The sequence below is a fragment of the Micromonospora sp. NPDC047557 genome, from assembly GCF_043205095.1.
Classification (GTDB): domain Bacteria; phylum Actinomycetota; class Actinomycetes; order Mycobacteriales; family Micromonosporaceae; genus Micromonospora.
The window spans coordinates 37,333-59,756 of the sequence record NZ_JBIDDK010000014.1; the positions used below are offsets into that span (position 1 = coordinate 37,333).

The following is a 22,424-nucleotide window of genomic DNA, read 5'->3' on the forward strand; positions in this document are numbered from 1 at the left end:
GCAAAGGACGAAGTCGAGCCAGGTGGCAGGCGGGCCGGGCGTGGGCCCGCGGGCCGGGCCGGCTCAGTGGGCCGGGCGGACCGTTCCGGTGACCTCGCCGAGGGCGATTGTCGTGCCGTCCGGGCCGGGCGCGGTGGCGGTGATGGTGACGGTGTCGCCGTCGGCGAGGAAGGTACGGCTCTCGGTGCCGACCTTCGCGGGCTCGGCCCCGCCCCACGTCAGCTCCAGGAAGGAGCCGACCTGGGACCGGTCCGGGCCGGAGACGGTACCCGAGGCGTACAGGTCGCCGGTCCGCAGGGACGCGCCGTTGACGGTGAGGTGCGCCAACTGCTGGGCCGGGGTCCAGTACATGCTGGCGAACGGCGGCTCGCTGACCCGTTCGCCGTTCCACTCGACCGCCAGCCGCAGGTCGAGCCCCAGGTGCGGCACGTCGCGCAGGTAGTCAACGACCGGCGGGTCCTGCTCCGGAGCCGGCACGAAGGCGTCGGCCAGCGCGTCCAACGGCGTCACCCACGCCGAGACCGAGGTGGCGAAGGACTTGCCGAGGAACGGGCCGAGCGGCTGGTACTCCCACGCCTGGATGTCGCGGGCCGACCAGTCGTTGACCAGCACCACTCCGAAGACGTGGTCGGCGAAGTCGTCGACGGACACCCGAGCGCCCAGCGGGCTGGGCACCCCGACCACGAAGCCGACCTCGGCCTCGATGTCGAGGCGTACCGACGGGCCGGTGACCGGCCCCTCGGCGGACGCCCGCTGGCCGGTGGGCCGGGTCACCGGCGTACCGGAGACGACGACGGTGCCGGCCCGTCCGTGGTAGCCGATCGGCAGGTGCTTCCAGTTGGGCAGCAGCGGCGGCTGACCGGGACGGAAGATCTGCCCGACGTTCGAGGCGTGGTGCTCCGAGGAGTAGAAGTCGACGTAGTCGGCCACCTCGAACGGAAGCAGCAGCTCCACGTCGGCCAGGGGCACCAGCAGCGGTTCGACCGCCGGCCGGTGCGTCGGGTCGGTCAGCAGCTCGACGATCCGCTGACGCACCGCCGTCCACTGCGGACGCCCCAGCGCCATGAAGGCGTTGAGGGTCGGCCGGCACAGCGCGCCCGCGGCCAGCACCAGCTCGGCGGTCTCGGCACCGGCCAGGTCGAACACCCACGACCCGATCCGTACGCCGATCCGTGGCCGGCCCCCGCCCGAGGAGAACACCCCGTACGGCAGGTTCGTCACCCCGTACGGCGAACCGTCAACGCCGGTCACCCAGGTCATGCGTCGTGCCCCCGTTCACCAGCCCCAGCCGGATCAGATCGGTAAGTGGTTCCAGGATGCTGCACGAGCCGAAGCCGACCCAGAGTGGGCGCGGCGCGTCCAGCCGTTCGTTGGCGCGTTCGAGCAGCGGGCGCGGGTCGAGCGCGGTCAGCAGCTCGGCGACCACCCGCACACTCGCCCCGTCGGCGGCGGCGAGCGTCGCGGCCAGCACGTTGGCGTACCCGTGGTGGGTGAACCCGGTCTCCGGGTCGAGGTGACGCACGGCCTGGTGCAGGCCGGCGGTGAGCTTGAACGGCAGGTCCCGGTCCCGGCACGCGCAGATCACGGCGGCCAGCTCGGCCGGGGTGGGGAACAGCTCGGCGGCCAACCCGCCGGTGCGGAACTTGGCGGCGATCGGGACACCGTCGGCGCGGGCGGCGGCGATCGCGTCCAGCGCGCCCATCAGCCCGAAGGTCAACGGAAGCTCGGCGTACACGGCCTCGACGTCCGGCAGGTCCTCGGTCAGCCGCAGCAGCTCGGTGATGCCGGGCAGCGGGTTCTCGCCCCGCTTGGCGACGGCCACCTCGACCTGGCGTGCGGTCACGCCGTCGGGTGCCAGGAACGACAGCGCGAAGGGCAGACGACCGGTCCCGGTGTCACCGATCAGCCCGATCACCAGGCCCTCGGCCGGGTCGACGAGACCGTTCAGCTCGCCGGCCGCGACGGTCGAGGCGGGGACGAGCAGCGGGCCCACCAGGTCGGCGTACCAGGCGGCGCGGTGCCGGCGGTGCGCGGTCAGGGCGTCGGGCAGCGCGGCGCTGCCCGGAGGGAAGACGGCGGCGTCGTCCACCAGGCCGTCGAGGAGCGCGGGCACCTGCGTTGACACGGAACAAGAATGTACGGGACGCTACGAGGAACGGACAACAGCGTCCGATTATCGGACGCCTTCGGCCGGGATATATCGGGAGGCGAGATGCCGTATTACCGCAGCGTCGGCGAGGTGCCGCGCAAGCGCCACACCCAGTTCCGCCAGCCCGACGGCAGCCTCTACGCCGAGGAACTGATGGGTCAGGAGGGCTTCTCCTCCGACTCGTCCCTGCTCTACCACCGGCACGCCCCCACCGCGATCCTGGCCGCCGACGAGTTCACCCCGCCGACGTTCACCCGGGCGCCGAACCTGCCGCTCAAGCCGCGCCACCTGCGCACCCACAAGCTCGACGCGGGCGGCGCCGACCCGATCCTCGGCCGGCAGTACCTGCTCGCCAACGACGACGTCCGCATCGGGTACGTGCTCGCCGACCGGCCCTCCCCGCTGTTCCGCGACGCCACCGGCGACCACTGCCTCTACGTCGAGGCGGGCAGCCTGCGGGTCGAGTCGCCCTTCGGCGCGCTGGACGCGGTCGCCGGCGACTACGTCATCATCCCCACCTCGACCATCCACCGGCTGGTGCCCACCGGCGACCAGCCCGTGCGGCTGCTCACCGTCGAGGCGGCCGGGCACATCGGCCCGCCCAAGCGCTACCTCTCCGTCCGCGGCCAGTTCCTGGAGCACTCGCCGTACTGCGAGCGCGACGTCCGCGGCCCGGACGCCCCGCTGCTCGTCGACGGCGAGGAGGTCGAGGTGCTGGTCCGCCACCGTCGTGGCTGGACCCGCTACGTGTACGCCAACCACCCGTTCGACGTGGTCGGCTGGGACGGGCACCTCTACCCGTGGGCGTTCTCCATCCACGACTTCGAGCCGATCACCGGCCGCATCCACCAGCCCCCGCCCGTGCACCAGACCTTCCAGGGCCCCAACTTCGTCATCTGCTCGTTCGTGCCCCGCAAGGTCGACTACCACCCGGACTCGATCCCGGTGCCGTACAACCACCACAACGTCGACTCCGACGAGATGCTCTTCTACACGGGCGGGAACTACGAAGCCCGACGCGGCTCCGGCATCGAGCAGGGCTCCATCTCACTGCACCCGTCCGGCTTCACCCACGGCCCCCAGCCGGGCGCCGCCGAACGCTCCATCGGCGCGGACTACTTCGACGAGATGGCCGTCATGGTGGACACCTTCCGGCCCCTCGACCTGTGCGACGCAGCGCGCGCCTGCGAGGACGAGGGGTACGCCTGGACTTGGGCGCGTTCTGTTTAGTCGCCCTTGGGGTTTTCGCCGGAGCCCGCCCGCTCTGGGCGGTCAGGCTTGATCCCGACGCGGGCGGGCTCCGGCGAAAACCCGACCTGGGCGAGCTGACAGACGCTTGTTGAGCTGTTGTGGTGTTGCCGGAGGTTGGGTCAGCGGAAGGTTGTTCTGGTGAAGATGGCGAACTCGGCTACCGCGGTGGCGACGATCGCCAGCACCAGCGGCCACGGCGAGCCGACCACCGCGTACACGAGCAGCAGCGCCGGCGCGGCCGCTACCGCGTAGATCGCCAGGGCCATCGTGCGGTCCGCGTGCAGCATGGCGGGCAGGACGGTCCGGGTGAGCCCCGGCAGCCGCGCCGCGAGCTGCCAGACCACGACGCCGCCGGTGAGGGCCGCGAGCACCGCCAGGACACGGGAGAACCCGTCGCTCGTCGAGGCCGCGAACGCCACCACCACCGCGGCGACCAGGGACCAGCCCGCGCCATAGAGCACCAGCCGGTGCAGGCCGTACGCGAGGGTCCGCGGGGAGTCGATCCGGCTCGGGCCGAGCGTCACCGCTTCCGCCACGTGCTCCAACGCCTCGGACCAACGGCGCTGCTCCAGGTGCAGGACACCGACGTCGTGCCCGGCCTCGGTGAGGCGCGGATCGAGCCGTAGCGCCTCCCGGTAGGCCCGCTCGGCCAGGTCGAACAGCTCCAGCCGGGCCGCGACCAGGCTGAGCACCAGGTGCGCCTGCGCCTCCTGCGGGGCCAGCTCAACCCCACGCCAGGCCGCGTTCAGCGCCGGCTGCCCGTTGCGCGAGTCGGCCAGGATCGCCGCCGCGCTGCGCTGGGCGTACGCGTCGGTCGGCCCGAACGCCAGCAGCCGGTCGGCGGTGGTCGCCGCATCGGCGTAGCGCCCCAGGTCGACAAGTGCCATGGCTCGGACGACGAGCGCCGGCAGGGCCTGCGGCGCGGCGGCCACGGCCGCGTCGGCGGCGGCGAGCGCGTCGACCGGCCGGTCGGCGGCGAGATGCACCCGGGCCAGCATGGTGAGGGCCTGCGAATCCGCGGGCTTGAGCGCGAGCCCTTCGGTCAACTCGCCGGCCGCCTCGTCGTGACGTCCCAGCTCGGCGAGGAGCTGAGCGCGTTCGAGATAGCCGTCGCCGGCGAACTGGTCGGGAGCGGGTTCGGTGGACATCGCGGCGAGCCTAGGCGGCCGGCGCGTCGTACACCAGGGCCACCGCGATGCCCGCCAGACCTTCCTCCCGGCCGGTGAAACCGAGCCCGTCGGTGGTCGCGGCGGAGACGGTGACCGGGGCGCCGACGGCGTCGGAGAGCACCTGCTGGGCCTCGTCCCGACGGCGGCCGATCTTGGGACGGTTGCCGACGATCTGCACGGAGACGTTCCCGATCTCCAGGCCGGCCGCCCGCACCCGGCGGGCCGTCTCGGTCAGCAGCGCCACGCCGGACGCCCCGGACCACTCCGGCTGGTCCACCCCGAAGGCGGCACCGAGATCACCGAGGCCAGCGGCGGAGAGCAGCGCGTTGCAGGCGGCGTGGGCGGCGACGTCGGCGTCCGAGTGCCCGGCGAGACCGTCCTGGTCGGGCCAGAGCAGGCCGGCGACCCAGCAGGGCCGACCCGGCTCGAACGCGTGCACATCGGTGCCGATGGCGACCCGAGGAACGATCATGAACAGAGGTTACGCGTCAGCCGGCGGCGGCGAGCAGGTGCTCCGCCAACGCCAGGTCGAACGGACGGGTGATCTTCAGGGCGTACTCCGAGCCGGGCACGCAGCTCACGGCGATGCCCTGCTTCTCGACCAGGCCGGCGTCGTCGGTGAGCGGGTCGCCGGCTACGGCGTGCGCGGCGGTCAGGACGGACCGGCGGAAGCCCTGCGGGGTCTGCACCGCCCGGAGGGCAGCTCGGTCGACGGTGCCCAGCACCACCTCGTCGGCACCGACCTCCTTGATCGTGTCGACGACCGGCAGGACGGGAATCACCGCGGCCCGGCCACCCCGGACCGCGGCGGCGACCGATTCGACCAATTCGGGCGGGGTCAACGCACGGGCGGCATCGTGCACCAGGATGATCGTCGGGCCGGCCGGCACCGCTGCCAGCGCGGCGGCGACCGAAGCCTGCCGCTCGGCGCCACCGGGCACCACGATCACCGGCGCCACCGGAGCCAGCAGCTCACGGACACCCGCCACCTCAGCCGCGGGCGCGGCCACCACGATCGTGTGCACCGACGCGGCGGCGGCGAGCCGGCGTACGGCGTGCACCAGCAACGGCTCGCCAGCGAGCAGGCGCAGCGCCTTGGGTCGACCGGGACCGAGCCGTACGCCGGCACCCGCCGCAGGCACAAGGACCGCGACGTCACCGCGCGGGTTGAGCTGCGCGGTCACGTCGCGGTCCTCGGTGGTTTCTTCGCTACGAAGTGGGTACGACGATGCTGTGCGGACTAGGCCTCGGTGAGGACCTTGTCGAGCAGCGTCTCCGCCTCGTCCTTGGTGCTCTTCTCAGCCAGCGCGACCTCGCCGACGAGAATGTCGCGGGCCTTGGCCAGCATCCGCTTCTCGCCTGCGGAGAGGCCCCGCTCCCGCTCCCGGCGCCACAGGTCACGCACGACCTCGGCGACCTTCAGCGGATTGCCGGAGGCCAGCTTTTCCAGGTTGGCCTTGTAACGCCGCGACCAGTTGGTCGGCTCCTCGGTGTGCGGAGCCCGGAGAACGTCGAAGACCTTACCGAGGCCCTCTTCGCCGACCACCTCACGGACGCCCACGATCTCGGCGTTCTCGGCCGGCACCCGGACCGTCAGGTCACCCTGCGCGACCCTCAGGACGAGATACTGCTTAGGCTCGCCCTTGATGACCCGAGTCTCGATTGCCTCGATGAGTGCGGCCCCGTGGTGGGGGTAAACAACGGTCTCGCCGACACTGAAAACCATAGGTTCGAAACCCCTTTCGCTGTGTCTAGGGTAACACGCTCAGGCAACGATGTCTCACCGATGTCCTGACCGTTGGCGCAGCTCAGGGGCCCTGTGAGAGGTCTTTCTTCAGCTTGACAGGCGGTCAAACCGATGGTTCGAACACGCTCCGTAACGCACGGATGACTTCCCGATACGGGTGAACAGAACGTCGAGATCAAGGGCTATGCGCTCCCCCATGGTATCCCGCCCGGCGGAAACGCGCCCAGGTGTAGCGGGAGGTACCCCCGGTGCGGGACGCTGGAGTCCGAGTCACACGCCGCTCTCGAGACGCTTCCTGGGGGTCCGATGGGCAAGCCGGACGCAGAGGGCCACGGGCCGCCCGACGGCCTGCCCGACCTGCCACCCGAGTGGGGCCGCATCGTCGTCCCGGACGACGCCTCGACCCTGGCGAGCGAGGCCGCCGAGGTGCGCCGCGAGCTGCGCCGGGCGGCCGGCCGCCACACCGGGCACCGCGCCCTCGCCCTGCCGCTGCTGGTCCTGTTGGTGGCGGTGCTCACCACCCTGACCGGCCTGGTCGCCGTGACCTGGCCCCGCGCCGGCCGGGGCACCGACCGACCCACCCCGGCGCCCTCCACGCCACCCGTGGCGCTCGCCGGTCAGGCACTGCCCGCGCTGGACCTGGTCGATGCCGGCCAGGCGCCGGTGCCGCTGCGCGGCCTGCTGCCCGCCATGATCATCCTGGTGGACGACTGCGGCTGCCCGGACGTCGTCACGGAGGCCGTGGCGGCGGCGCCCGCCGGCGTCACCGTCGTCACGGTGACCGAACAACGGGCTGTCGCCACCTCACCGCCGGTCAACGGCGTCCGAGCGCTGGCCGACCCCGCTGGCGGGCTGCGCTCGTTCCTGGGCTCCAGCGCCGCGAACGCGCTGCTGGTCGACCGCACCGGCGTGGTGACCCGGGTGCTGCCCGATCCGGGACCGGTCGAGGCGTACCAGGACGACCTGAGCGCCCTGGCCGGCTGAGCGGTCCCCCTACGGCGGGGGCAGCGCGACGAGCTGCGCCTCGACGTCGATGGGCTTGTCACCGACGGCCGACAGGGACACCCGGAACGGCCCGCCACCGGGCAGCACCTCGGCGGAGGCGACCGTGCCGTCGCAGTCGATGCGCGGCGGGCCGACGATCTCGGCCCCGGTGCTCGTCACCGCCATCGTGCCGGGCCGGGTGCACCGGTACTGGAGCAGAAAGCGGGAGCCGTCGTCGGACGACTGCCGGGTCACCCCCTGGCCCGGGGTGAGCTCCCGCTGCTCCCGCCAGATCGTGGCCCGGAACGAGGGCAGGTCACTCCCGGGAGAGAGCACGCCCTGATCGTCGCCGAGGTCGATGACCGTGCCCGTCTCCGGGTCGACCAGCGGGGGGCGGCCCTCCACCCGGACGGCCTCGCCCGTCTCGGGATTCACCTGCAGCGTCACCCGTCCCTCGGGCACGCCATTGGCCAGGAAACGTTCCAGTTCCGTGCTGACGCTCGGCTCGGCGCTCGGTACGCCCACCGGGGCGGGCGCGGCGGCACGCCACCACCAGCCGCCGACCGCCAGCGCGGCCAGGGTCACCCCGGCCAGCACCGCCGACCGCAGCCGGTCGTCCGTCGCCGCATCCATGTGGTTGAGCGTACCGGTGTGGTCGAGGGGCGCTCAGTCCTGTCGATCGAGCAGGGCGGCGTACAGGGTGAGGCCGGGGCCGAACGCCAGCATGACGACCCGTTGGGGCGCCGGCGTCGAACGACTCAACCGGTCCAGGATCAACAGGACGGTCGGCGACGAGCAGTTGCCGTGCTCGTCGAGCGTCGCCCGGGACGCGGCCAACGCCTCCGGCGGCAGGGCCAGTTCCCGCTCGACCACGTTGAGAATGCGGGGACCACCCGGGTGCACCGCCCAGCCGTCCACGTCGGAGCTGACCCCGCCGTGCCGGGCCAACAGGTCGTCCACCAGCCCGCGAACGTGCCGGGAGAGGACCTGCGGCACCTTCGGCGACAGCCCCATCCGGAACCCCGCGTCGGTGACGTCCCAGGTCATGTGGTCGGCGGTCGAGGTGTCGGTGACCGACGTGACCTCGCGCAACGCGTACCCCCGGCCGTCGGGCACCAGCACGGCGGCGACCGCGGCGTCCGAGAAGAGCGCGTGCGACACGATCTGCTGGGTGTCCACCCGGGCGGTGGACGGCTGGATGTGCAGGCTGGTCAGCTCCGCGCAGAGCAGCAGCGCCGGCCGGCCCCGGGCCGTCACGAAGTCACTCGCCGCGCCCAACCCCGGAAGCGCCGCGTAGCAGCCCATGTGGCCGACGAACATCCGCTGCGTGTCCGGCGCCATGCCCAGGTCGCGGGCGAGCAGGATGTCCAGCCCCGGGGTGGCGTACCCGGTGCAGGAGCAGACGATGAACAGCCCGATGTCGCTGGCGTCCAGACCGGCCGCCGTCAGCGCACGCCCCACCGCCTCCTTGCCGAGCGGCAGCGCCTCCACCTGGTAGCGACGCATCCTGCGCTCGGTCGGCCAGTCCGAGACGTCCTCGATCAGCGGGTTGACCGCGGCCTGGCGGCGGGTCACCCCCGAGTTCGCGAAAATCCGCTGGGCCAACGACCGGGTGGTGCCGGAAAAGTGCCGGGAGAAGAAGCCCTCCCACAACTCGTCCTGCGAAGCGGACGGCGGCTGCGCTGTCCCGAGCCCCGCGATCACTGGTACGGACACGATCCCCACCTCTCGTCAGACGCTGTCCTCCCCCTGGCCGTCCCACCGGCCACCTCGGCCGGCCCTTCCCCCGTACGTGTACCGCCGCGCGGGCTCACCAACGCGGTGCCGATCCGTCGCGGTCCGGGTCCCCGCCCAGAGCGGCGATGCCCAGCCAGTCGGCGCAGACGTCCGAGGTGGCCGGGTGCAGTGAGCCGCAGCGGGCGTCCCGGTACAGCCGCTCCAACGGATGACCGCGCCGGGTCGCCGACGTCCCCGCCGCCTCCAGCATCGACGCCGCCACCTCGGCGGCCGTGGTGCCGGCCAGCAGCTTCGCCCGCCACACCCAGCGGTTGGTCTCCGCGTCCCCCGGGGCGTCGTCGACCCGGCGGGCCGCCTCGGCCACCACCAGCTCGGCCGCCGCGGTCGCCGCGTCCGCCCGGCCCAGCCGCGCCCGCACCGCCGGCAGGCCGGCCAGGTTGCGGGCGTTGAGATGCTCGGCCGCCGCGTCGATCGCCGCCCGGGCCACCCCCACGTAGACGGCCGCGTAACTGGCCACCAGCCAGTGCGGCATCAGCTGGGCGACCACCAGCGCCAACCCCTCCACCCCGCCGAGCAGCCGGTCGGCCGGCACGGTCACGTCCAGGTGCAGGTCGTGCGACGAGGTGGCGCGCATGCCGAGGGCGTCCCAGGTCGGCTCGACGCTCAGACCGTCACCAGCCGGCACCAGGAACTGCGACACCACCGACTGGTCGGCGGAGCTGCGCGCGGCCACCAGGTAGCCGTCGGCGTGCCCCGCCCCGGAGCAGAAGGTCTTGCTGCCCTTGAGGTGCCACCCCTCGTCGGTCGGCTCGTAGACCGTGCTCAACTGGGAGAGTCGGGCACCGGCGCCGCGCTCGCTCATCGCGACGGCGTACCAGGAGCCCTGTGCGGCGGCGGTGAGCAGGCGGTCCCGGGCGGCCAACGCCTCGTCCGGCACACCCAGGGCCTCGGCCAACTCCTCGGTGACCGCGCCCAGCGCGCCGGTCACCGAGGCGTGCATGTTGAACACCAGCGCGGTCGCGCCATTGCCGCGGGCAAGTTCGGTGGCCACTGCGGCGTACTCGGCGAAGCTGGCGCCCAGGCCACCCAGCGCGCGGGGCACCATCAGCCCGAACAGGCCGGCGTCCCGCAGGTCGCGGAAGTCGTCGACCGGAAAGGAGCCGTCCCGGTCGTGCTCCGCCGCCCGCGCGGCGAACCGCGGCGCCAACCGGCGGGCCGCCTCAAGCGCATGCACCGTCATATCGCTCCCTTCTCGGCGTCCCATACCCCGCCACGAGCCGACTATCCTCTGCGGACCCCCTGGCCCTGGTACAGCACGGCGGTGGACCGGGTCGGCACGATGCGCGGGGCACGCCCCGTCGACGTCGCGCCCGGCGTCCGCGCCGCGCGCGCCCGGCGCACCAGCCAGGCGACCACACCGCCGATCTGCGGACGGATGCCGCGCAGGCGCAGCTCGACACCGTGCCGGGCACACTCGGCCACCAGTGCGCGAGCGTCCACGAACAACTGTGGATCGTGGATGCCACGCGGCACCGTCGGCAGCCGCTCGGCGATCCGTACCGCGACCAGCCGGGCCAGCGCCGTGTCGTTGAGTGTGTCCAGCACCAACAGGCCGCCCGGGCGCAGCAGCCGGCACGCCTCCGCCACCGCGCGCGGCCAGTCCGGCACATGTTCCAGCAGCTCACCGGCGGAGACGACGTCGGCACACCCGTCCGGCAGCGGCACCGCCGTGACGTCACCCTGGACCACGCGCACCCCGTGCCCGGCGGCCTGGACCAGCGCCGACCGGGTCAGGTCGACACCGACGTGCCGGTATCCCTTGCCGGCGAGGTGCGGCGCGAGCAGTCCGGCGCCGCAGCCCAGATCGACCAGGACCGCACCCGGGCGGGTCGCCGGCGGCACGAGCGCCGCGCGGGCCTCGGCCAGCCAGTGCAGCATCGCGAACGCGCCATCGGGCCGCCACCACTCGCCGGCCAGGTCGTCGTACTGGCGCGGGTCGTTGCGCGGCAGCACCCGGGGACCGGTGGACGCCGCGGCCGCAGCCACGTCTCGCATGGCACCGAGCGTGGCACGACTGCTCGGTAACGACCAGACTTCCCTTATGTCGTCGAGGGTGTTAGGGCTGGTCAGAGCGAGCCATCCGGAACCGGCCGCCGCAGTGACCACGGTGTCCGGTCTGCTGGCCTGGGGGGTGGGCCACCGGCCGTCGGGAATCGTCTCGGTGGTGCTCGCCGTACTCGCCAGCCAGCTCGCCGTCGGCTGGACCAACGATGCGTTGGACGCCGAGCGGGACGCCACTGTGGGGCGTACCGACAAACCGGTCGCCGCCGGCGCGGTGGGCCGGCGCGTCACGGCCTGGGCCGCGGCGGTGGCCGCGTTGGCCTGCCCGCTGCTGGCGCTGACCACGAACCCTCCGGCGGCGCTCTGGCTCACGGTCGCCCTGGTCTCCGCGCTGCTCTACGACTGGCCGCTCAAGGCCACCGTCTTCTCGGTGCTGCCGTACGCGGTGTCCTTCGGCGCGCTGCCCGGCTTCGTGGTGCTGGCGCTGCCCGGCGAGCCGACCCCGCCGGCCTGGCTGCTGGCGGCGGCGGCCTGCCTGGGGGCCGGCGCGCACTTCGCCAACGTGCTGCCCGACCTGGCCGACGACGCCCGGACGGGGGTACGCGGCCTGCCGCACCGCCTCGGCGCCGCGGGCAGCCGGGCAGCCGCGGCGGGCCTGCTCCTCGCCGCGACCGCCATCCTGGTCCTGGGGCCACCCGGGCCGCCGTCGGCCCTCGGGCTGGCGGCGGTCGGCACGGCCGCCGTCGTGCCGCCACTGAGCTGGTACGCCGGGCGCTCGGCGGCCCGGGCCGGCCGGCGGCCGGTGTCCGCCTTCCGGGCGGTCATGCTGGTGGCCCTCATCGACGTCGTTCTGCTGGTGGCGAGCGGTCGGGTGGTGTGAGGGGCACCCGGGACGGTGGCATTGCCGGGTCCCCGTGCGGGCCTCGATCAGCTCCAACTACCCTGGAGCGCGGTCTGCGCGGGTATGGCCACCGTGCCCGGCGTGCGGCCGGGTGGGGATCGTAACGAGGAGGACCGACGTGACGCGCTCGATCAGGGGATCCCGGCGGGCGGCCCTGCTGCTGTCCGGGATGGCGGCGGCTACCAGCCTGCTCGCGTCCGGATGCGGCGCCGGTCAGGTCGCCGAGACGGCTTTGAAGGAGCCGTCGGTCCAGGGCGTCAGCCTCACGACCCCCAACGGCGCCTACTCGGTGCGTGGTCTGCTGGTCACCTACCCGGGCACCGAGGGTTACCGGGCCGGCCAGGACGCCCCGCTCAACGCCGTGATCTACAACGACTCGAAGAGCACCGTGACGGTCACCGTCACCACCCAGAGCGCGCGCGAGGTGTTGATCTCGGGTGGCTCGGCGAGCCCGACGCCGTCGGCCTCCGAGTCGGCGTCCGCCACCCCGTCGGCGCCCGAGTCCCGCACGGCCAGCCCGTCGGCGACCCCGTCCGAGACCGGTTCGTCGTCGGCGACGCCGTCCGCCCCGGAGTCGGCGCGGGCGTCGGGTTCGGCGAGCGCGGCCGCGCCGGGCCAGCCCGCCCGGATCGAGCTGGCTCCGCTGAGCTACCTCCAGCTCAACTCGGAGGCCACCACGCAGCTGCGGCTGGTCGGCTTGACCGAGGCGCTGCGCTCCGGCCAGAACGTCGTCGTGACCTTCGACTTCGGCAACGGCAACACGGTCACCGGCCAGGCGCCGATCGCCGTCCCGCTCACGCCGGCCGCGCCCCCCTCGCCGATCATCGAGCGTGAGGGCGGCCACGAGGGCGGCGAGGGCGGCGCCACGCACGGCTGACCCGACCCCGACATCGACGAACACCCCGGCGTGGGAACCACCACGCCGGGGTGTTTTCGTCGTACGAGAGGGCTAGCGTCCTGGTGTGACCACCTCCCGATCGACCTCTGGCCGTGCCGGCACGGCCGGTGCCGCCCGCGGCCGGTCCGCCACCCGTGAGCCGCGTCCGGCGTACGAGTGCGACGCCTGCGGGCATCAGCCGCCCAAGTGGGTGGGTCGCTGCCCGGAGTGCGGCGAGTGGGGTTCGGTGGTGGAGTCCACGGTGACCGGCCCGACCGTCTCCGGTCGGGTGGTGAGCTCACGGCTGCCGGCCGAGCCGGCCCGGCCGATCGCCACCATCAGCGCCGCTCCGGCCCGCGCCCGTCCCACCGGCGTGAGTGAGCTCGACCGGGTGCTCGGCGGTGGGCTGGTGCCCGGGGCGGTGGTGCTGCTCGCCGGCGAGCCCGGCGTGGGCAAGTCGACCCTGCTGCTCGATGTGGCACAGCAGTGGGCGGTGGGCGCCGGCAGCCCTTCCCTGGTGGTCAGCGGGGAAGAGTCGGTCAGCCAGGTCCGGCTGCGTGCGGAGCGGATGGGCACCCTGCACGACCAGCTCTACCTGGCGGCCGAGAGCGACCTGGCCTCGGTGCTCGGGCACCTCGACGCGGTCAAGCCCGGCCTGCTGGTGCTCGACTCGGTGCAGACCATCTCGACCACCGGCACCGAGGGCGTGCCCGGTGGCGTGACGCAGGTACGCGCGGTCACCGCCGCGCTGGTCTCGGTCGCCAAGGAGCGTGGCATCGCCACCGTGCTGGTCGGCCACGTCACCAAGGACGGCCAGGTGGCCGGGCCCCGGGTGCTGGAGCACCTGGTCGACGTGGTGCTGCACTTCGAGGGCGACAAGCACTCCTCCCTGCGGCTGGTGCGCGGCGTCAAGAACCGGTTCGGCGCGGCCGACGAGGTGGGCTGCTTCGAGATGCACGAGGGCGGCATCAGCAGCCTGGCCGATCCGTCCGGGCTGTTCCTCACCCGTTACGCGGAACCCGTGCCCGGCACCTGCGTGACCGTGGCCATGGAGGGGCGGCGGGCCCTCGTCACCGAGGTGCAGGCCCTGATCGGCGCGACGGTGGCCGGCTCACCCCGTCGTACGGTCTCCGGCCTCGACTCCGCGCGCCTGGCGATGGTGCTCGCGGTCCTGCAACGGCGCACCGAGCGGTTGACCCTGCACGATCGCGAGGTCTTCGCGGCCACCGTGGGCGGCATCCGGGTGGTGGAGCCGGCGGCCGACCTGGCCGTCGCGCTGGCGGTCGCCTCCGGCGGGCTCAACCTGGCGATCGCGCCGCACCTCGTGGCGATCGGTGAGGTGGGGTTGACCGGCGAGGTGCGCCGGGTCGGAGCGGTGCCGCGCCGGCTGGCCGAGGCGGCCCGCCTGGGGTTCAAGGTGGCGCTGGTCCCGCCGGGCTGTGGCCCGGCCAGCACGGGTGCCGGGCCCGACGGGATGCGGGTGACCGAGGTCACTGACGTCCGCTCGGCGCTGCACCATGCGGCTCGCGCGTCCGCCGAGTGACCCAGCGTGTCGACGCGGACGGCGATACCGGACAGCATCGGCGCAAGTGGAAACGGTTGGAACGGCGGCATCGTGACACATCACAGTAACCACGACAGCACCCACCGCACGGCAGTCCGTAGACTGTGCCCGTGCCGATCGACCGCGATACCACCAAGCCTGCCGGCGCGCCGCCCCAGGCCCGCACCGGCGCCGTGGGCTCGCCAGCCCGCCCGATCAGCGTGAGCGTGACCACCGCTGCCGGGAGCGCCGGCGATCCGCTGCGGGCGAACCTCGCCCTGATGGCACCCGGCACCGCGCTGCGGGACGGGTTGGAGCGCATCCTGCGGGGGCGCACCGGCGCGCTCATCGTGCTCGGCTACGACAAGGTCGTCGAGGGTCTCTGCACCGGCGGCTTCCCGCTGGACGTCGAGTTCTCCGCGACCCGGGTCCGGGAGCTGTGCAAGATGGACGGGGCCGTGGTGCTCTCCAGCGACGGCACCCGCATCGTCCGGGCTGCCGTGCACCTGATGCCCGACCCGTCCATCCCGACGGAGGAGTCGGGCACCCGGCACCGCACCGCCGAGCGGGTAGCCCGGCAGACCGGTTACCCGGTGATCTCGGTCAGCCAGTCCATGCGGATCATCAGCCTCTACGTCAACGGCCAGCGGCACGTGCTTGACGACTCGGCGGCGATCCTGTCCCGGGCCAACCAGGCGCTGGCCACCCTGGAGCGGTACAAGCTGCGGCTGGACGAGGTCTCCGGCACGCTCTCCGCGCTCGAGATCGAGGATCTGGTCACCGTGCGGGACGCGGTGGCCGTGGTGCAGCGGCTGGAGATGGTCCGCCGGATCGCCGACGAGATCGCCGGTTACGTCGTCGAACTGGGCACCGACGGGCGACTGCTCGCCCTCCAGCTCGACGAGCTGATGGCCGGCGTCGACGCCGACCGCACCCTGGTCATCCGGGACTACCTCCCGGTCGGCCGCAAGTCCCGCACGCTGGACGAGGCGCTGGTCGAGCTGGACCTGCTCGGCGCCACCGAGCTGATCGACCTGGTGTCGGTCGCCAAGGCCATCGGCTACCCGGCCGCATCGGACGCGCTGGACGCCGCCGTCAGCCCGCGTGGCTTCCGACTGCTGGCCAAGGTGCCGCGTCTGCCGGTGGCCGTGGTCGACCGCCTGGTGCTGCACTTCGGCAGCCTTCAGCGGCTGCTGGGCGCGACGGTGGAGGACCTGCAGGCCGTCGAGGGCGTGGGCGACGCGCGGGCCCGGGGCGTCCGGGAGGGCCTGTCCCGGCTCGCCGAAGCATCCATCCTGGAGCGGTACGTCTGACCCGACTCAGCCGGTGATGGTGATCTTCACGGGTGCGCTGTACTTGGTGCCGACCCGCGAGAACACCTGGTACGCCCCGGCCGGCGCGAAGGGGCCGGCGGCGAGCCCTGCGCCATCGCAGCGGGTGGTGTCCCGCCCGTTCCAGCCCACCTGGTAGGAGCGCTCGAACCCGGGCGTGAACGACTGCACATCCGAGCCCTGGACCTTGCCGCAGGTGTCCGAGGACCACACCTTCTCGGCACCGGCTTTGATGAAGATCTCCTGCAGGTCGGCGCCGACGTTGCGGCTGCACGTCCGCTCCGAGGTGTTCTTGATCTTCAGTTGCAGGTCCACCACCGCGCCGCGCTGCACCGAGGTGGGCCGCGCCACCGAGGTCACGCTGATCTCCGCGTCGGTGCAGGTGCCGTCGTCGACCGACCCGGCCGAGCCCAGCGACGGGTCGTTGCTGGTGGTCTCGGGGCTCGGGTCCGTGGCGTTCGGACCGGCCGACCGGTCCGGGGCATTCGGATCGGCGGACCCGGACGCCGACGGTGCCCCGGTCTGCGGGCTCAACAGCGGACCACCCGGCCCGGGACTCGCCGTGGACGTCGGAGTGGACGTCGGGCTCGCCCCCGCGTTCGGTCGACCGCCGGAGCGGCCCGAGCCGGTGCAGGAGTAGAGCAGGACAATCAGGAAGAGAAGCCCCGCTCCGAGTACGACGGCGCGACGCCGCCAGTACACGGCGGGTGGCAGGGGGCCGACCGTCAGACGCATGATGCCCCCCACCGTAGCCGCGCGGCGCCCACCCGCACGTCACGACGCGCCGGAGCGCCACCAGGGCAGCGCGGCGATACTCCACTGAGGACGGACGCGTCGACGTTCCGTCGCCCGCTCAGAGGTAGACCTTGCGCTGGTAGACGGCGTGCGCGCCGGCCACCCGATCCAGGAAGAGCAGCCCCGCGCAGTGGTCGATCTCGTGCTGCAACGCCCGCGCCTCGAAGCCGTCCGTCACCAACCGGACCGCCGCGCCGGTGCCCGGCAGGTCACCCTCCACCACCAGCCGACTGGCCCGCTTCACATCCCCGGTCAGGTCCGGCACCGACATGCACCCCTCCCGGCCCGGCTTCCAGCGGGTCGCCTCGACCACCCGGGCGTTGCAGAGCACGAAGGTGCCGTGCACGGTGACCGCCTTCGGATGCCCGGTCACGTCGACGGCGAAGACCCGGGCAGCCACACCGACCTGCGGCGCCGCCAACCCCACGCAGCCCGGCGAGACCCGCATCGTGGCGACCAGGTCGGCGGCCAGCCGGACCGTCTCCTCGGCCGTCGGATCGACATCGTCCCCGGGCCGGCTCAACACCGGGTGCGGGGCCGAGACGACGGCCCGCACCTCACCCGCCACGGCCAGCGACTCCGGCGTCCAGTCCCCCAGACCGGCGTACGCCTCGACGTCCCGGCCGGCGTCCGGCCCGCCCCGCCCGTCGCTCACAGCAGATCCGGGTCTGCCGGCCGGAGGGTGACCTCGACCCCCAACTCGGCGGCCGTCCGGTGCAGCCGTCCGGTCACCGCCTCGGCGACCCCCGCCGGCAACTCGACCTCGGCCAACACCACGTAGAGCGAACCCGCCAACCGGGTGCTCAGGTCGGTCACGTTTCCACCGGCGTCCACCAGCACCCGGGTCATCGCCGCGACGATGCCCATCCGGTCCGACCCGTGCACCGCCAGCACATACGGCTCGCCGGCCGGGGCCACCTCACCGTCGGGCGTGACCGCGCGTACGGTCGCCAGCAGCTGACCCTCGGCGGCCAGCGGCGCCAGCGCCGCCTCCACCCCGGCGGCGTCCGGGCCGGTGCAGATGAGGGTCATCGCGAAATGCCCCCGCAGCCGGGTCATCGTGCTGTCGGTGAGGTTGGCGCCCAGTCGGGCCAGCACCTCGGCGACATCGGCCACGATGCCCGGCCGGTCCCGACCGATGACGGTGATCGCGAGCTCGTTCATCCGCGCATTCTGCCCGATCCGCCCATCGCCACCGCGACACCCCGCCCGAGCCGCCCATCCAGCGGGACCGGGCCGCGTGACATCATCGACGGCGCCATGACTCAACCCGATTTCGCCACCCTGGTCAGCCGATGGTTCCAGCAGCACGCCCGTGACCTGCCGTGGCGGGAACCCGGGGTCAGCCCGTGGGCCATCCTGGTCAGCGAGGTCATGCTCCAGCAGACCCCGGTCGTCCGGGTGGTGCCGGCCTGGCACGCCTGGTTGGCCCGCTGGCCCGACCCGGCCGCGCTGGCGGCCGACACCCCGGCCGAGGCGATCCGGATGTGGGGGCGTCTCGGCTATCCCCGCCGGGCGGTCCGACTGCGGGAGTGCGCGGTCGCGATCGTGGACCGGCACGGCGGTCAGGTGCCGGACCGGCTGGAGCAGTTGCTGGCGCTGCCCGGCGTGGGCACCTACACGGCGCGTGCGGTGGCCGCGTTCGCGTACGGGCAGCGCCATCCGGTGGTCGACACCAACGTACGGCGGGTGGTCAGTCGCGCCGTGGCCGGTGAACCGGACGCCGGACCGGTCACCCGACCCGCCGACCTGGTCGCCACCGAGGAACTGCTGCCGGCCGAGCCCGCCGCCGCGGCACTGGCCAGCGCCGCGTTCATGGAGCTGGGGGCGGTGCTCTGCACGGCCCGCTCACCACGCTGCACGGCCTGCCCGGTCGAGTCGGTCTGCGCCTGGCGGGCCTCCGGGCAGGAGCCGGCGACCGGCCCGACCCGCCGTCCCCAGCGGTACGCGGGCACCGACCGGCAGGTACGCGGACTGCTGCTCGGGGTGCTCCGGGAGACCACCGGACCGGTCCCGCACCAGCGCCTCGACCAGGTCTGGACCGACGACGTGCAGCGCGCCCGGGCGTTGGCCGGCCTCGTACAGGACGGGCTGGTGGAACCGGTCGGCACCGACTCGTTCCGGCTCGCCGGCGACGGCCCGTCCGCACCAACCGCCGACCTGAACGCCTGACACCCCTGCGAACCGGCCGCCGGTTCGCAGGAGTGCTTTGGTCACCTTTGCTCTGCTTCAACCCACGCAACACTCGGTGTCCGGATAACGGACACGTGGTGTTGCGTCCGCTGAAGCAGAGCAAAGCCTGCGACACAGAGATGCCTGCCTGTCGTCCGGCACCTAGCGGACCAGTGCCCCCGACGACGAAAAGGCGGGGCCCCGGTGGCTTGCGCCACCGGGGCCCCGCCCCTTGCTGCTGGTCGTGCTACTCGTCGGCACTCGCCGCAGCGGTGCCGGCGGCGGTGCCACCGAGGTCGGCCGGAACGGCGTCCGGAACCTCGACTGGCTTCTCCGCGCCCCGGAAGACGAGCTTCGACTTGTCGATGTCGTTCGGGTCGCCCTCGCAGTCCACCACGACGATCTGACCGGGGGTCAGCTCGTTGAAGAGGATCCGCTCGGAGAGGTTGTCCTCGATGTCGCGCTGAATCGTGCGACGAAGCGGACGGGCACCGAGCACCGGGTCGAAGCCCTTCGCCGCCAGGTACTTCTTGGCGTTGTCGGTCAGCTCCAGACCCATGTCCTTGTTGCGCAGCTGGCCCTCGATCCGCTGGATCATGATGTCCACGATCGAGAGGATCTCGTTCTGGCGCAGCTGGTGGAAGACGATGGTGTCGTCGATCCGGTTGAGGAACTCAGGCCGGAAGTGCTGCTTGAGCTCGTCGTTGACCTTCTGCTTCATCCGGTCGTAGTTGGACTCGGAGTCCTCCGACGCCTGGAAGCCGAGCGACACCGCCTTGGCCACGTCGCGGGTGCCCAGGTTGGTGGTCAGGATGATGACCGTGTTCTTGAAGTCCACGATCCGACCCTGACCGTCGGTGAGCCGACCGTCCTCGAGGATCTGCAGGAGCGTGTTGAACACGTCCGGGTGGGCCTTCTCGATCTCGTCGAAGAGGACCACCGAGAACGGCCGACGCCGTACCTTCTCGGTCAGCTGCCCGCCCTCGTCGTAGCCGACGTAGCCGGGAGGAGCACCCACGAGGCGGGACACCGTGTACCGGTCGTGGAACTCGGACATGTCCAGCTGAATGAGGGCGTCCTCGCTGCCGAAGAGGAACTCGGCGAGCGCCTTGGACAGCTCGGTCTTACCGACACCGGACGGGCCGGCGAAGATGAACGAGCCCGACGGGCGCTTCGGGTCCTTCAGGCCGGCCCGGGTACGCCGGATCGCCTTCGAGACCGCCTTGACCGCGTCCTCCTGGCCGATGACGCGCTTGTGCAGCTCGTCCTCCATGCGCAGCAGGCGCGAGGTCTCCTCCTCGGTCAGCTTGTAGACCGGGATACCCGTCCAGTTGCCGAGCACCTCGGCGATCTGCTCGTCGTCAACCTCGCTGACGACGTCCAGGTCACCGGCCTTCCACTCCTTCTCCCGCTGCGCCTTCTGGCCGAGGAGCTGCTTCTCCTTGTCGCGCAGCTGGGCTGCGCGCTCGAAGTCCTGCGCGTCGATCGCGGACTCCTTGTCGCGACGCACCTGGGCGATGCGCTCGTCGAAGTCACGCAGGTCTGGCGGCGCGGTCATCCGGCGGATCCGCATCCGGGCGCCGGCCTCGTCGATCAGGTCGATCGCCTTGTCCGGCAGGAAGCGGTCGGAGATGTACCGGTCGGCCAGCGTCGCCGCAGCCACCAGAGCGGCGTCGGTGATGCTCACCCGGTGGTGCGCCTCGTACCGGTCGCGCAGGCCCTTGAGGATCTCGATGGTGTGCGCCAGCGACGGCTCACCCACCTGGATCGGCTGGAACCGGCGCTCGAGAGCGGCGTCCTTCTCCAGGTGCTTGCGGTACTCGTCCAGGGTGGTGGCGCCGATGGTCTGCAGCTCACCACGGGCCAGCATCGGCTTGAGGATGCTCGCGGCGTCGATCGCGCCCTCGGCGGCACCCGCACCCACCAGGGTGTGGATCTCGTCGATGAACAGGATGATGTCGCCGCGGGTGCGGATCTCCTTGAGCACCTTCTTGAGGCGCTCCTCGAAGTCACCGCGGTAGCGGGAACCGGCGACCAGCGCACCGAGGTCGAGCGTGTAGAGCTGCTTGTCCTTGAGAGTCTCGGGCACCTCGCCCTTGATGATCTTCTGGGAAAGCCCCTCCACCACGGCGGTCTTACCGACGCCGGGCTCACCGATCAGGACCGGGTTGTTCTTGGTACGGCGGGAGAGCACCTGCATGACCCGCTCGATTTCCTTCTCGCGCCCGATGACCGGGTCGAGCTTGCCCTCGCGGGCGGCCTGGGTCAGGTTGCGGCCGAACTGGTCCAGCACGAGGCTGGTCGACGGCGCGGCCTCACCCGGCGCGGCACCCGCCGCGGCGGGCTCCTTGCCCTGGTAGCCGGAGAGCAGCTGGATCACCTGCTGGCGGACCCGGTTGAGGTCGGCGCCGAGCTTGACCAGCACCTGGGCGGCGACGCCCTCACCCTCGCGGATCAGACCGAGCAGGATGTGCTCCGTGCCGATGTAGTTGTGGCCGAGCTGCAGCGCCTCGCGCAGCGACAGCTCCAGCACCTTCTTGGCCCGCGGCGTGAACGGGATGTGCCCGCTCGGCGCCTGCTGGCCCTGGCCGATGATCTCCTCGACCTGCTGGCGGACGCCCTCCAGGGAGATGCCGAGGCTCTCCAGGGCCTTTGCCGCGACGCCTTCACCTTCGTGGATCAGGCCCAGCAGGATGTGTTCCGTACCGATGTAGTTGTGGTTGAGCATCCGGGCCTCTTCTTGGGCCAGGACGACAACCCGTCGCGCTCGGTCGGTGAACCGCTCGAACATGCCCTCGTGCTCCTCACGTGCCGTGCGCCTTGATGGTCTAGATCTTGGCGGGGCCGGTGCACGAACGTCCAGGACGGGCGTCCGTGCCTCCTTACTCTATCGTCGCTGACCGACTCAGCTGAGGTCGTGTCTCTCCGGTCTGGGTCAGTTCCACGTCGTTTTGCACAACCGTCCGCGCTCAGGAGGTGTTCCGGTACCCCTGGCGCTACGCGCAGAGCGAAATCCGACCGACCCCACGGAAGGCTCCGCAGGGCCCGGAGAGGGTCTCCGACGGCCTCCAGGGGCGGATCGCAGAAAGCGAGCGCCGATCTGGCAGCCTGCGGACTGGCCGGACCCGACCCTTTCGGGAAGTTGTCCACAGGTTGTGGATAGTTACTCCACCGCCTGTGGACAACGCCGGTCGACCCGGGAAACATTCCGAGTGGCTCGTCCGGGCACGGATACGGCGACGCCGGCCCGGAGAATGCTCCGGCCCGGCGTCGGTGTCGCCCTGCGGTGGCGGCTGCCACCGGTCAGCTGAACGGATCAGCGCTTGGCGTGGTACTCGTCGACGATCTCCTGCGGGATACGGCCCCGGTCCGAGATGTCCTTGCCGGCCTTCTTGGCCCACTCCCGGATCGCCTTGTTCTGCTCCCGGTCGGCGGTGGCGCCACCGCGACCGCGGGCTGCCCGCCCACCGATCACCACGCCACCGCGACCCACCTTGGTGCCGGCACCGACGTACGGCGCGAATACGTCGCGCAATTTCGCGGCGTTGGCGCCGGACAGGTCGATCTCATACTGAACACCGTCGAGCGCGAACTTGACGGTCTCGTCAGCGTCCCCACCGTCCAGGTCATCGACCAGCTTGTGAATGATCTGCTTGGCCACGTCCCACATTCCTTTCGAGCAGGGCGCTCCTGCTAACGAGAGCACA

The 22,424-nt window shown here is 72.3% G+C and carries 22 protein-coding genes; 7 read left to right on the forward strand and 15 right to left on the reverse strand.

Annotation, left to right across the window (positions count from 1 at the left end):
* Nucleotides 1-63: 63 nt before the first annotated feature.
* Both fahA and ACGGAQ_RS26285 read right to left on the reverse strand, forming a co-directional pair.
* Nucleotides 64-1,260, reverse strand: coding sequence for a fumarylacetoacetase (fahA, locus tag ACGGAQ_RS26280; protein WP_393053508.1), 1,197 nt, complete (start codon nucleotides 1,258-1,260; stop codon nucleotides 64-66).
* Nucleotides 1,238-2,125 carry a hypothetical protein gene (locus tag ACGGAQ_RS26285; RefSeq protein ID WP_393053511.1) on the reverse strand — a complete coding sequence of 296 codons (888 nt, stop codon included), beginning with the start codon at nucleotides 2,123-2,125 and terminating at the stop codon, nucleotides 1,238-1,240. Before ACGGAQ_RS26285 ends, fahA begins: the two co-directional genes overlap by 23 nt.
* Before the next feature lie 87 nt (nucleotides 2,126-2,212).
* Here ACGGAQ_RS26285 and ACGGAQ_RS26290 point away from each other — a divergent pair, with 87 nt between their 5' ends.
* Nucleotides 2,213-3,379, forward strand: coding sequence for a homogentisate 1,2-dioxygenase (locus ACGGAQ_RS26290; protein WP_393053514.1), 1,167 nt, complete (start codon nucleotides 2,213-2,215; stop codon nucleotides 3,377-3,379).
* 140 nt (nucleotides 3,380-3,519) lie between these two features.
* Here the strand turns inward: ACGGAQ_RS26290 and ACGGAQ_RS26295 are convergent, their stop codons facing one another.
* From ACGGAQ_RS26295 to ACGGAQ_RS26310, 4 genes are read right to left on the reverse strand one after another with little or no spacing between them, the layout of a single operon-like run.
* Entirely contained in the window at nucleotides 3,520-4,548 is a 1,029-nt protein-coding gene (locus ACGGAQ_RS26295) for a tetratricopeptide repeat protein (RefSeq protein WP_393053517.1), read from the reverse strand.
* 10 nt (nucleotides 4,549-4,558) lie between these two features.
* Nucleotides 4,559-5,041 (reverse strand): 2-C-methyl-D-erythritol 2,4-cyclodiphosphate synthase, encoded by a 483-nt coding sequence (ispF, locus tag ACGGAQ_RS26300; protein ID WP_393053520.1) that lies wholly within the window; start codon nucleotides 5,039-5,041, stop codon nucleotides 4,559-4,561.
* Nucleotides 5,042-5,057: 16 nt separating this feature from the next.
* Nucleotides 5,058-5,753: a 2-C-methyl-D-erythritol 4-phosphate cytidylyltransferase gene (ispD, locus tag ACGGAQ_RS26305; RefSeq protein WP_393053522.1), complete on the reverse strand. Its 696-nt coding sequence runs from the start codon at nucleotides 5,751-5,753 to the stop codon at nucleotides 5,058-5,060.
* A 56-nt stretch (nucleotides 5,754-5,809) separates the two neighbouring features.
* Nucleotides 5,810-6,295 (reverse strand): CarD family transcriptional regulator, encoded by a 486-nt coding sequence (locus tag ACGGAQ_RS26310; protein ID WP_007073334.1) that lies wholly within the window; start codon nucleotides 6,293-6,295, stop codon nucleotides 5,810-5,812.
* 327 nt (nucleotides 6,296-6,622) lie between these two features.
* Between ACGGAQ_RS26310 and ACGGAQ_RS26315 the strand changes: the two genes are divergently transcribed.
* Nucleotides 6,623-7,300, forward strand: coding sequence for a hypothetical protein (locus ACGGAQ_RS26315; protein ID WP_393053525.1), 678 nt, complete (start codon nucleotides 6,623-6,625; stop codon nucleotides 7,298-7,300).
* A 9-nt stretch (nucleotides 7,301-7,309) separates the two neighbouring features.
* Here the strand turns inward: ACGGAQ_RS26315 and ACGGAQ_RS26320 are convergent, their stop codons facing one another.
* The 4 genes from ACGGAQ_RS26320 to ACGGAQ_RS26335 form a co-directional block, all read right to left on the reverse strand.
* On the reverse strand, nucleotides 7,310-7,933 hold the full coding sequence (locus tag ACGGAQ_RS26320) for a hypothetical protein (protein ID WP_393053527.1): 624 nt from the start codon (nucleotides 7,931-7,933) through the stop codon (nucleotides 7,310-7,312).
* Nucleotides 7,934-7,966: 33 nt separating this feature from the next.
* On the reverse strand, nucleotides 7,967-9,025 hold the full coding sequence (locus ACGGAQ_RS26325; RefSeq protein ID WP_393053529.1) for a type III polyketide synthase: 1,059 nt from the start codon (nucleotides 9,023-9,025) through the stop codon (nucleotides 7,967-7,969).
* 85 nt (nucleotides 9,026-9,110) lie between these two features.
* Nucleotides 9,111-10,277: an acyl-CoA dehydrogenase family protein gene (locus ACGGAQ_RS26330; RefSeq protein WP_393053532.1), complete on the reverse strand. Its 1,167-nt coding sequence runs from the start codon at nucleotides 10,275-10,277 to the stop codon at nucleotides 9,111-9,113.
* Between the two features lie 41 nt (nucleotides 10,278-10,318).
* Entirely contained in the window at nucleotides 10,319-11,092 is a 774-nt protein-coding gene (locus tag ACGGAQ_RS26335; protein WP_393053533.1) for a class I SAM-dependent methyltransferase, read from the reverse strand.
* A gap of 46 nt (nucleotides 11,093-11,138) precedes the next feature.
* Between ACGGAQ_RS26335 and ACGGAQ_RS26340 the strand changes: the two genes are divergently transcribed.
* From ACGGAQ_RS26340 to disA, 4 genes are all read left to right on the forward strand, one after another.
* Complete coding sequence (locus ACGGAQ_RS26340; protein ID WP_393053536.1) at nucleotides 11,139-11,978, forward strand: UbiA family prenyltransferase; 840 nt, start codon at nucleotides 11,139-11,141, stop codon at nucleotides 11,976-11,978.
* Nucleotides 11,979-12,117: 139 nt separating this feature from the next.
* Nucleotides 12,118-12,876, forward strand: coding sequence for a hypothetical protein (locus ACGGAQ_RS26345; protein ID WP_393053539.1), 759 nt, complete (start codon nucleotides 12,118-12,120; stop codon nucleotides 12,874-12,876).
* An 85-nt stretch (nucleotides 12,877-12,961) separates the two neighbouring features.
* Nucleotides 12,962-14,419, forward strand: coding sequence for a DNA repair protein RadA (gene radA, locus ACGGAQ_RS26350; protein WP_393053542.1), 1,458 nt, complete (start codon nucleotides 12,962-12,964; stop codon nucleotides 14,417-14,419).
* 131 nt (nucleotides 14,420-14,550) lie between these two features.
* A complete protein-coding gene (disA, locus tag ACGGAQ_RS26355) occupies nucleotides 14,551-15,732 on the forward strand; it encodes a DNA integrity scanning diadenylate cyclase DisA (protein ID WP_354857469.1) in 1,182 nt (393 codons plus the stop codon).
* A gap of 6 nt (nucleotides 15,733-15,738) precedes the next feature.
* On the opposite strand, the gene ACGGAQ_RS26360 is transcribed toward disA, so the two are convergent.
* The 3 genes from ACGGAQ_RS26360 to ACGGAQ_RS26370 form a co-directional block, all read right to left on the reverse strand.
* Nucleotides 15,739-16,485, reverse strand: coding sequence for a hypothetical protein (locus ACGGAQ_RS26360; protein ID WP_393053546.1), 747 nt, complete (start codon nucleotides 16,483-16,485; stop codon nucleotides 15,739-15,741).
* Nucleotides 16,486-16,603: 118 nt separating this feature from the next.
* Entirely contained in the window at nucleotides 16,604-17,200 is a 597-nt protein-coding gene (locus ACGGAQ_RS26365) for a peptide deformylase (RefSeq protein ID WP_393053548.1), read from the reverse strand.
* On the reverse strand, nucleotides 17,197-17,709 hold the full coding sequence (locus ACGGAQ_RS26370; RefSeq protein WP_393053550.1) for a glycine cleavage system protein R: 513 nt from the start codon (nucleotides 17,707-17,709) through the stop codon (nucleotides 17,197-17,199). Before ACGGAQ_RS26370 ends, ACGGAQ_RS26365 begins: the two co-directional genes overlap by 4 nt.
* A 96-nt stretch (nucleotides 17,710-17,805) precedes the next feature.
* Between ACGGAQ_RS26370 and ACGGAQ_RS26375 the strand changes: the two genes are divergently transcribed.
* Nucleotides 17,806-18,717, forward strand: a complete 912-nt coding sequence (locus ACGGAQ_RS26375) for an A/G-specific adenine glycosylase (RefSeq protein ID WP_393053553.1) — start codon at nucleotides 17,806-17,808, stop codon at nucleotides 18,715-18,717.
* 247 nt (nucleotides 18,718-18,964) lie between these two features.
* Here ACGGAQ_RS26375 and ACGGAQ_RS26380 read toward each other — a convergent pair whose 3' ends face one another.
* The gene (locus tag ACGGAQ_RS26380; RefSeq protein ID WP_393053556.1) at nucleotides 18,965-21,508 is read right to left on the reverse strand and encodes an ATP-dependent Clp protease ATP-binding subunit; all 2,544 of its coding nucleotides are present in this window, start codon (nucleotides 21,506-21,508) and stop codon (nucleotides 18,965-18,967) included.
* Between the two features lie 525 nt (nucleotides 21,509-22,033).
* On the reverse strand, nucleotides 22,034-22,378 hold the full coding sequence (locus tag ACGGAQ_RS26385) for an Lsr2 family protein (protein WP_007466057.1): 345 nt from the start codon (nucleotides 22,376-22,378) through the stop codon (nucleotides 22,034-22,036).
* Nucleotides 22,379-22,424: the final 46 nt, after the last annotated feature.

Excerpts from the sequence above, each read along its gene's own strand:
- ispF (WP_393053520.1), bottom strand. The coding sequence starts at position 5,041 with ATGATCGTTCCTCGGGTCGCCATCGGCACCGATGTGCACGCGTTCGAG.
- ACGGAQ_RS26370 (WP_393053550.1), bottom strand. The coding sequence starts at position 17,709 with ATGAACGAGCTCGCGATCACCGTCATCGGTCGGGACCGGCCGGGCATC.
- ACGGAQ_RS26295 (WP_393053517.1), bottom strand. The coding sequence starts at position 4,548 with ATGTCCACCGAACCCGCTCCCGACCAGTTCGCCGGCGACGGCTATCTC.
- fahA (WP_393053508.1), bottom strand. The coding sequence starts at position 1,260 with ATGACCTGGGTGACCGGCGTTGACGGTTCGCCGTACGGGGTGACGAAC.
- ACGGAQ_RS26375 (WP_393053553.1), top strand. The coding sequence starts at position 17,806 with ATGACTCAACCCGATTTCGCCACCCTGGTCAGCCGATGGTTCCAGCAG.
- ACGGAQ_RS26315 (WP_393053525.1), top strand. The coding sequence starts at position 6,623 with ATGGGCAAGCCGGACGCAGAGGGCCACGGGCCGCCCGACGGCCTGCCC.
- ACGGAQ_RS26310 (WP_007073334.1), bottom strand. The coding sequence starts at position 6,295 with ATGGTTTTCAGTGTCGGCGAGACCGTTGTTTACCCCCACCACGGGGCC.
- ACGGAQ_RS26290 (WP_393053514.1), top strand. The coding sequence starts at position 2,213 with ATGCCGTATTACCGCAGCGTCGGCGAGGTGCCGCGCAAGCGCCACACC.
- ACGGAQ_RS26335 (WP_393053533.1), bottom strand. The coding sequence starts at position 11,092 with ATGCGAGACGTGGCTGCGGCCGCGGCGTCCACCGGTCCCCGGGTGCTG.
- ACGGAQ_RS26340 (WP_393053536.1), top strand. The coding sequence starts at position 11,139 with ATGTCGTCGAGGGTGTTAGGGCTGGTCAGAGCGAGCCATCCGGAACCG.
- ACGGAQ_RS26320 (WP_393053527.1), bottom strand. The coding sequence starts at position 7,933 with ATGGATGCGGCGACGGACGACCGGCTGCGGTCGGCGGTGCTGGCCGGG.
- ACGGAQ_RS26330 (WP_393053532.1), bottom strand. The coding sequence starts at position 10,277 with ATGACGGTGCATGCGCTTGAGGCGGCCCGCCGGTTGGCGCCGCGGTTC.
- ACGGAQ_RS26360 (WP_393053546.1), bottom strand. The coding sequence starts at position 16,485 with ATGCGTCTGACGGTCGGCCCCCTGCCACCCGCCGTGTACTGGCGGCGT.
- ACGGAQ_RS26380 (WP_393053556.1), bottom strand. The coding sequence starts at position 21,508 with ATGTTCGAGCGGTTCACCGACCGAGCGCGACGGGTTGTCGTCCTGGCC.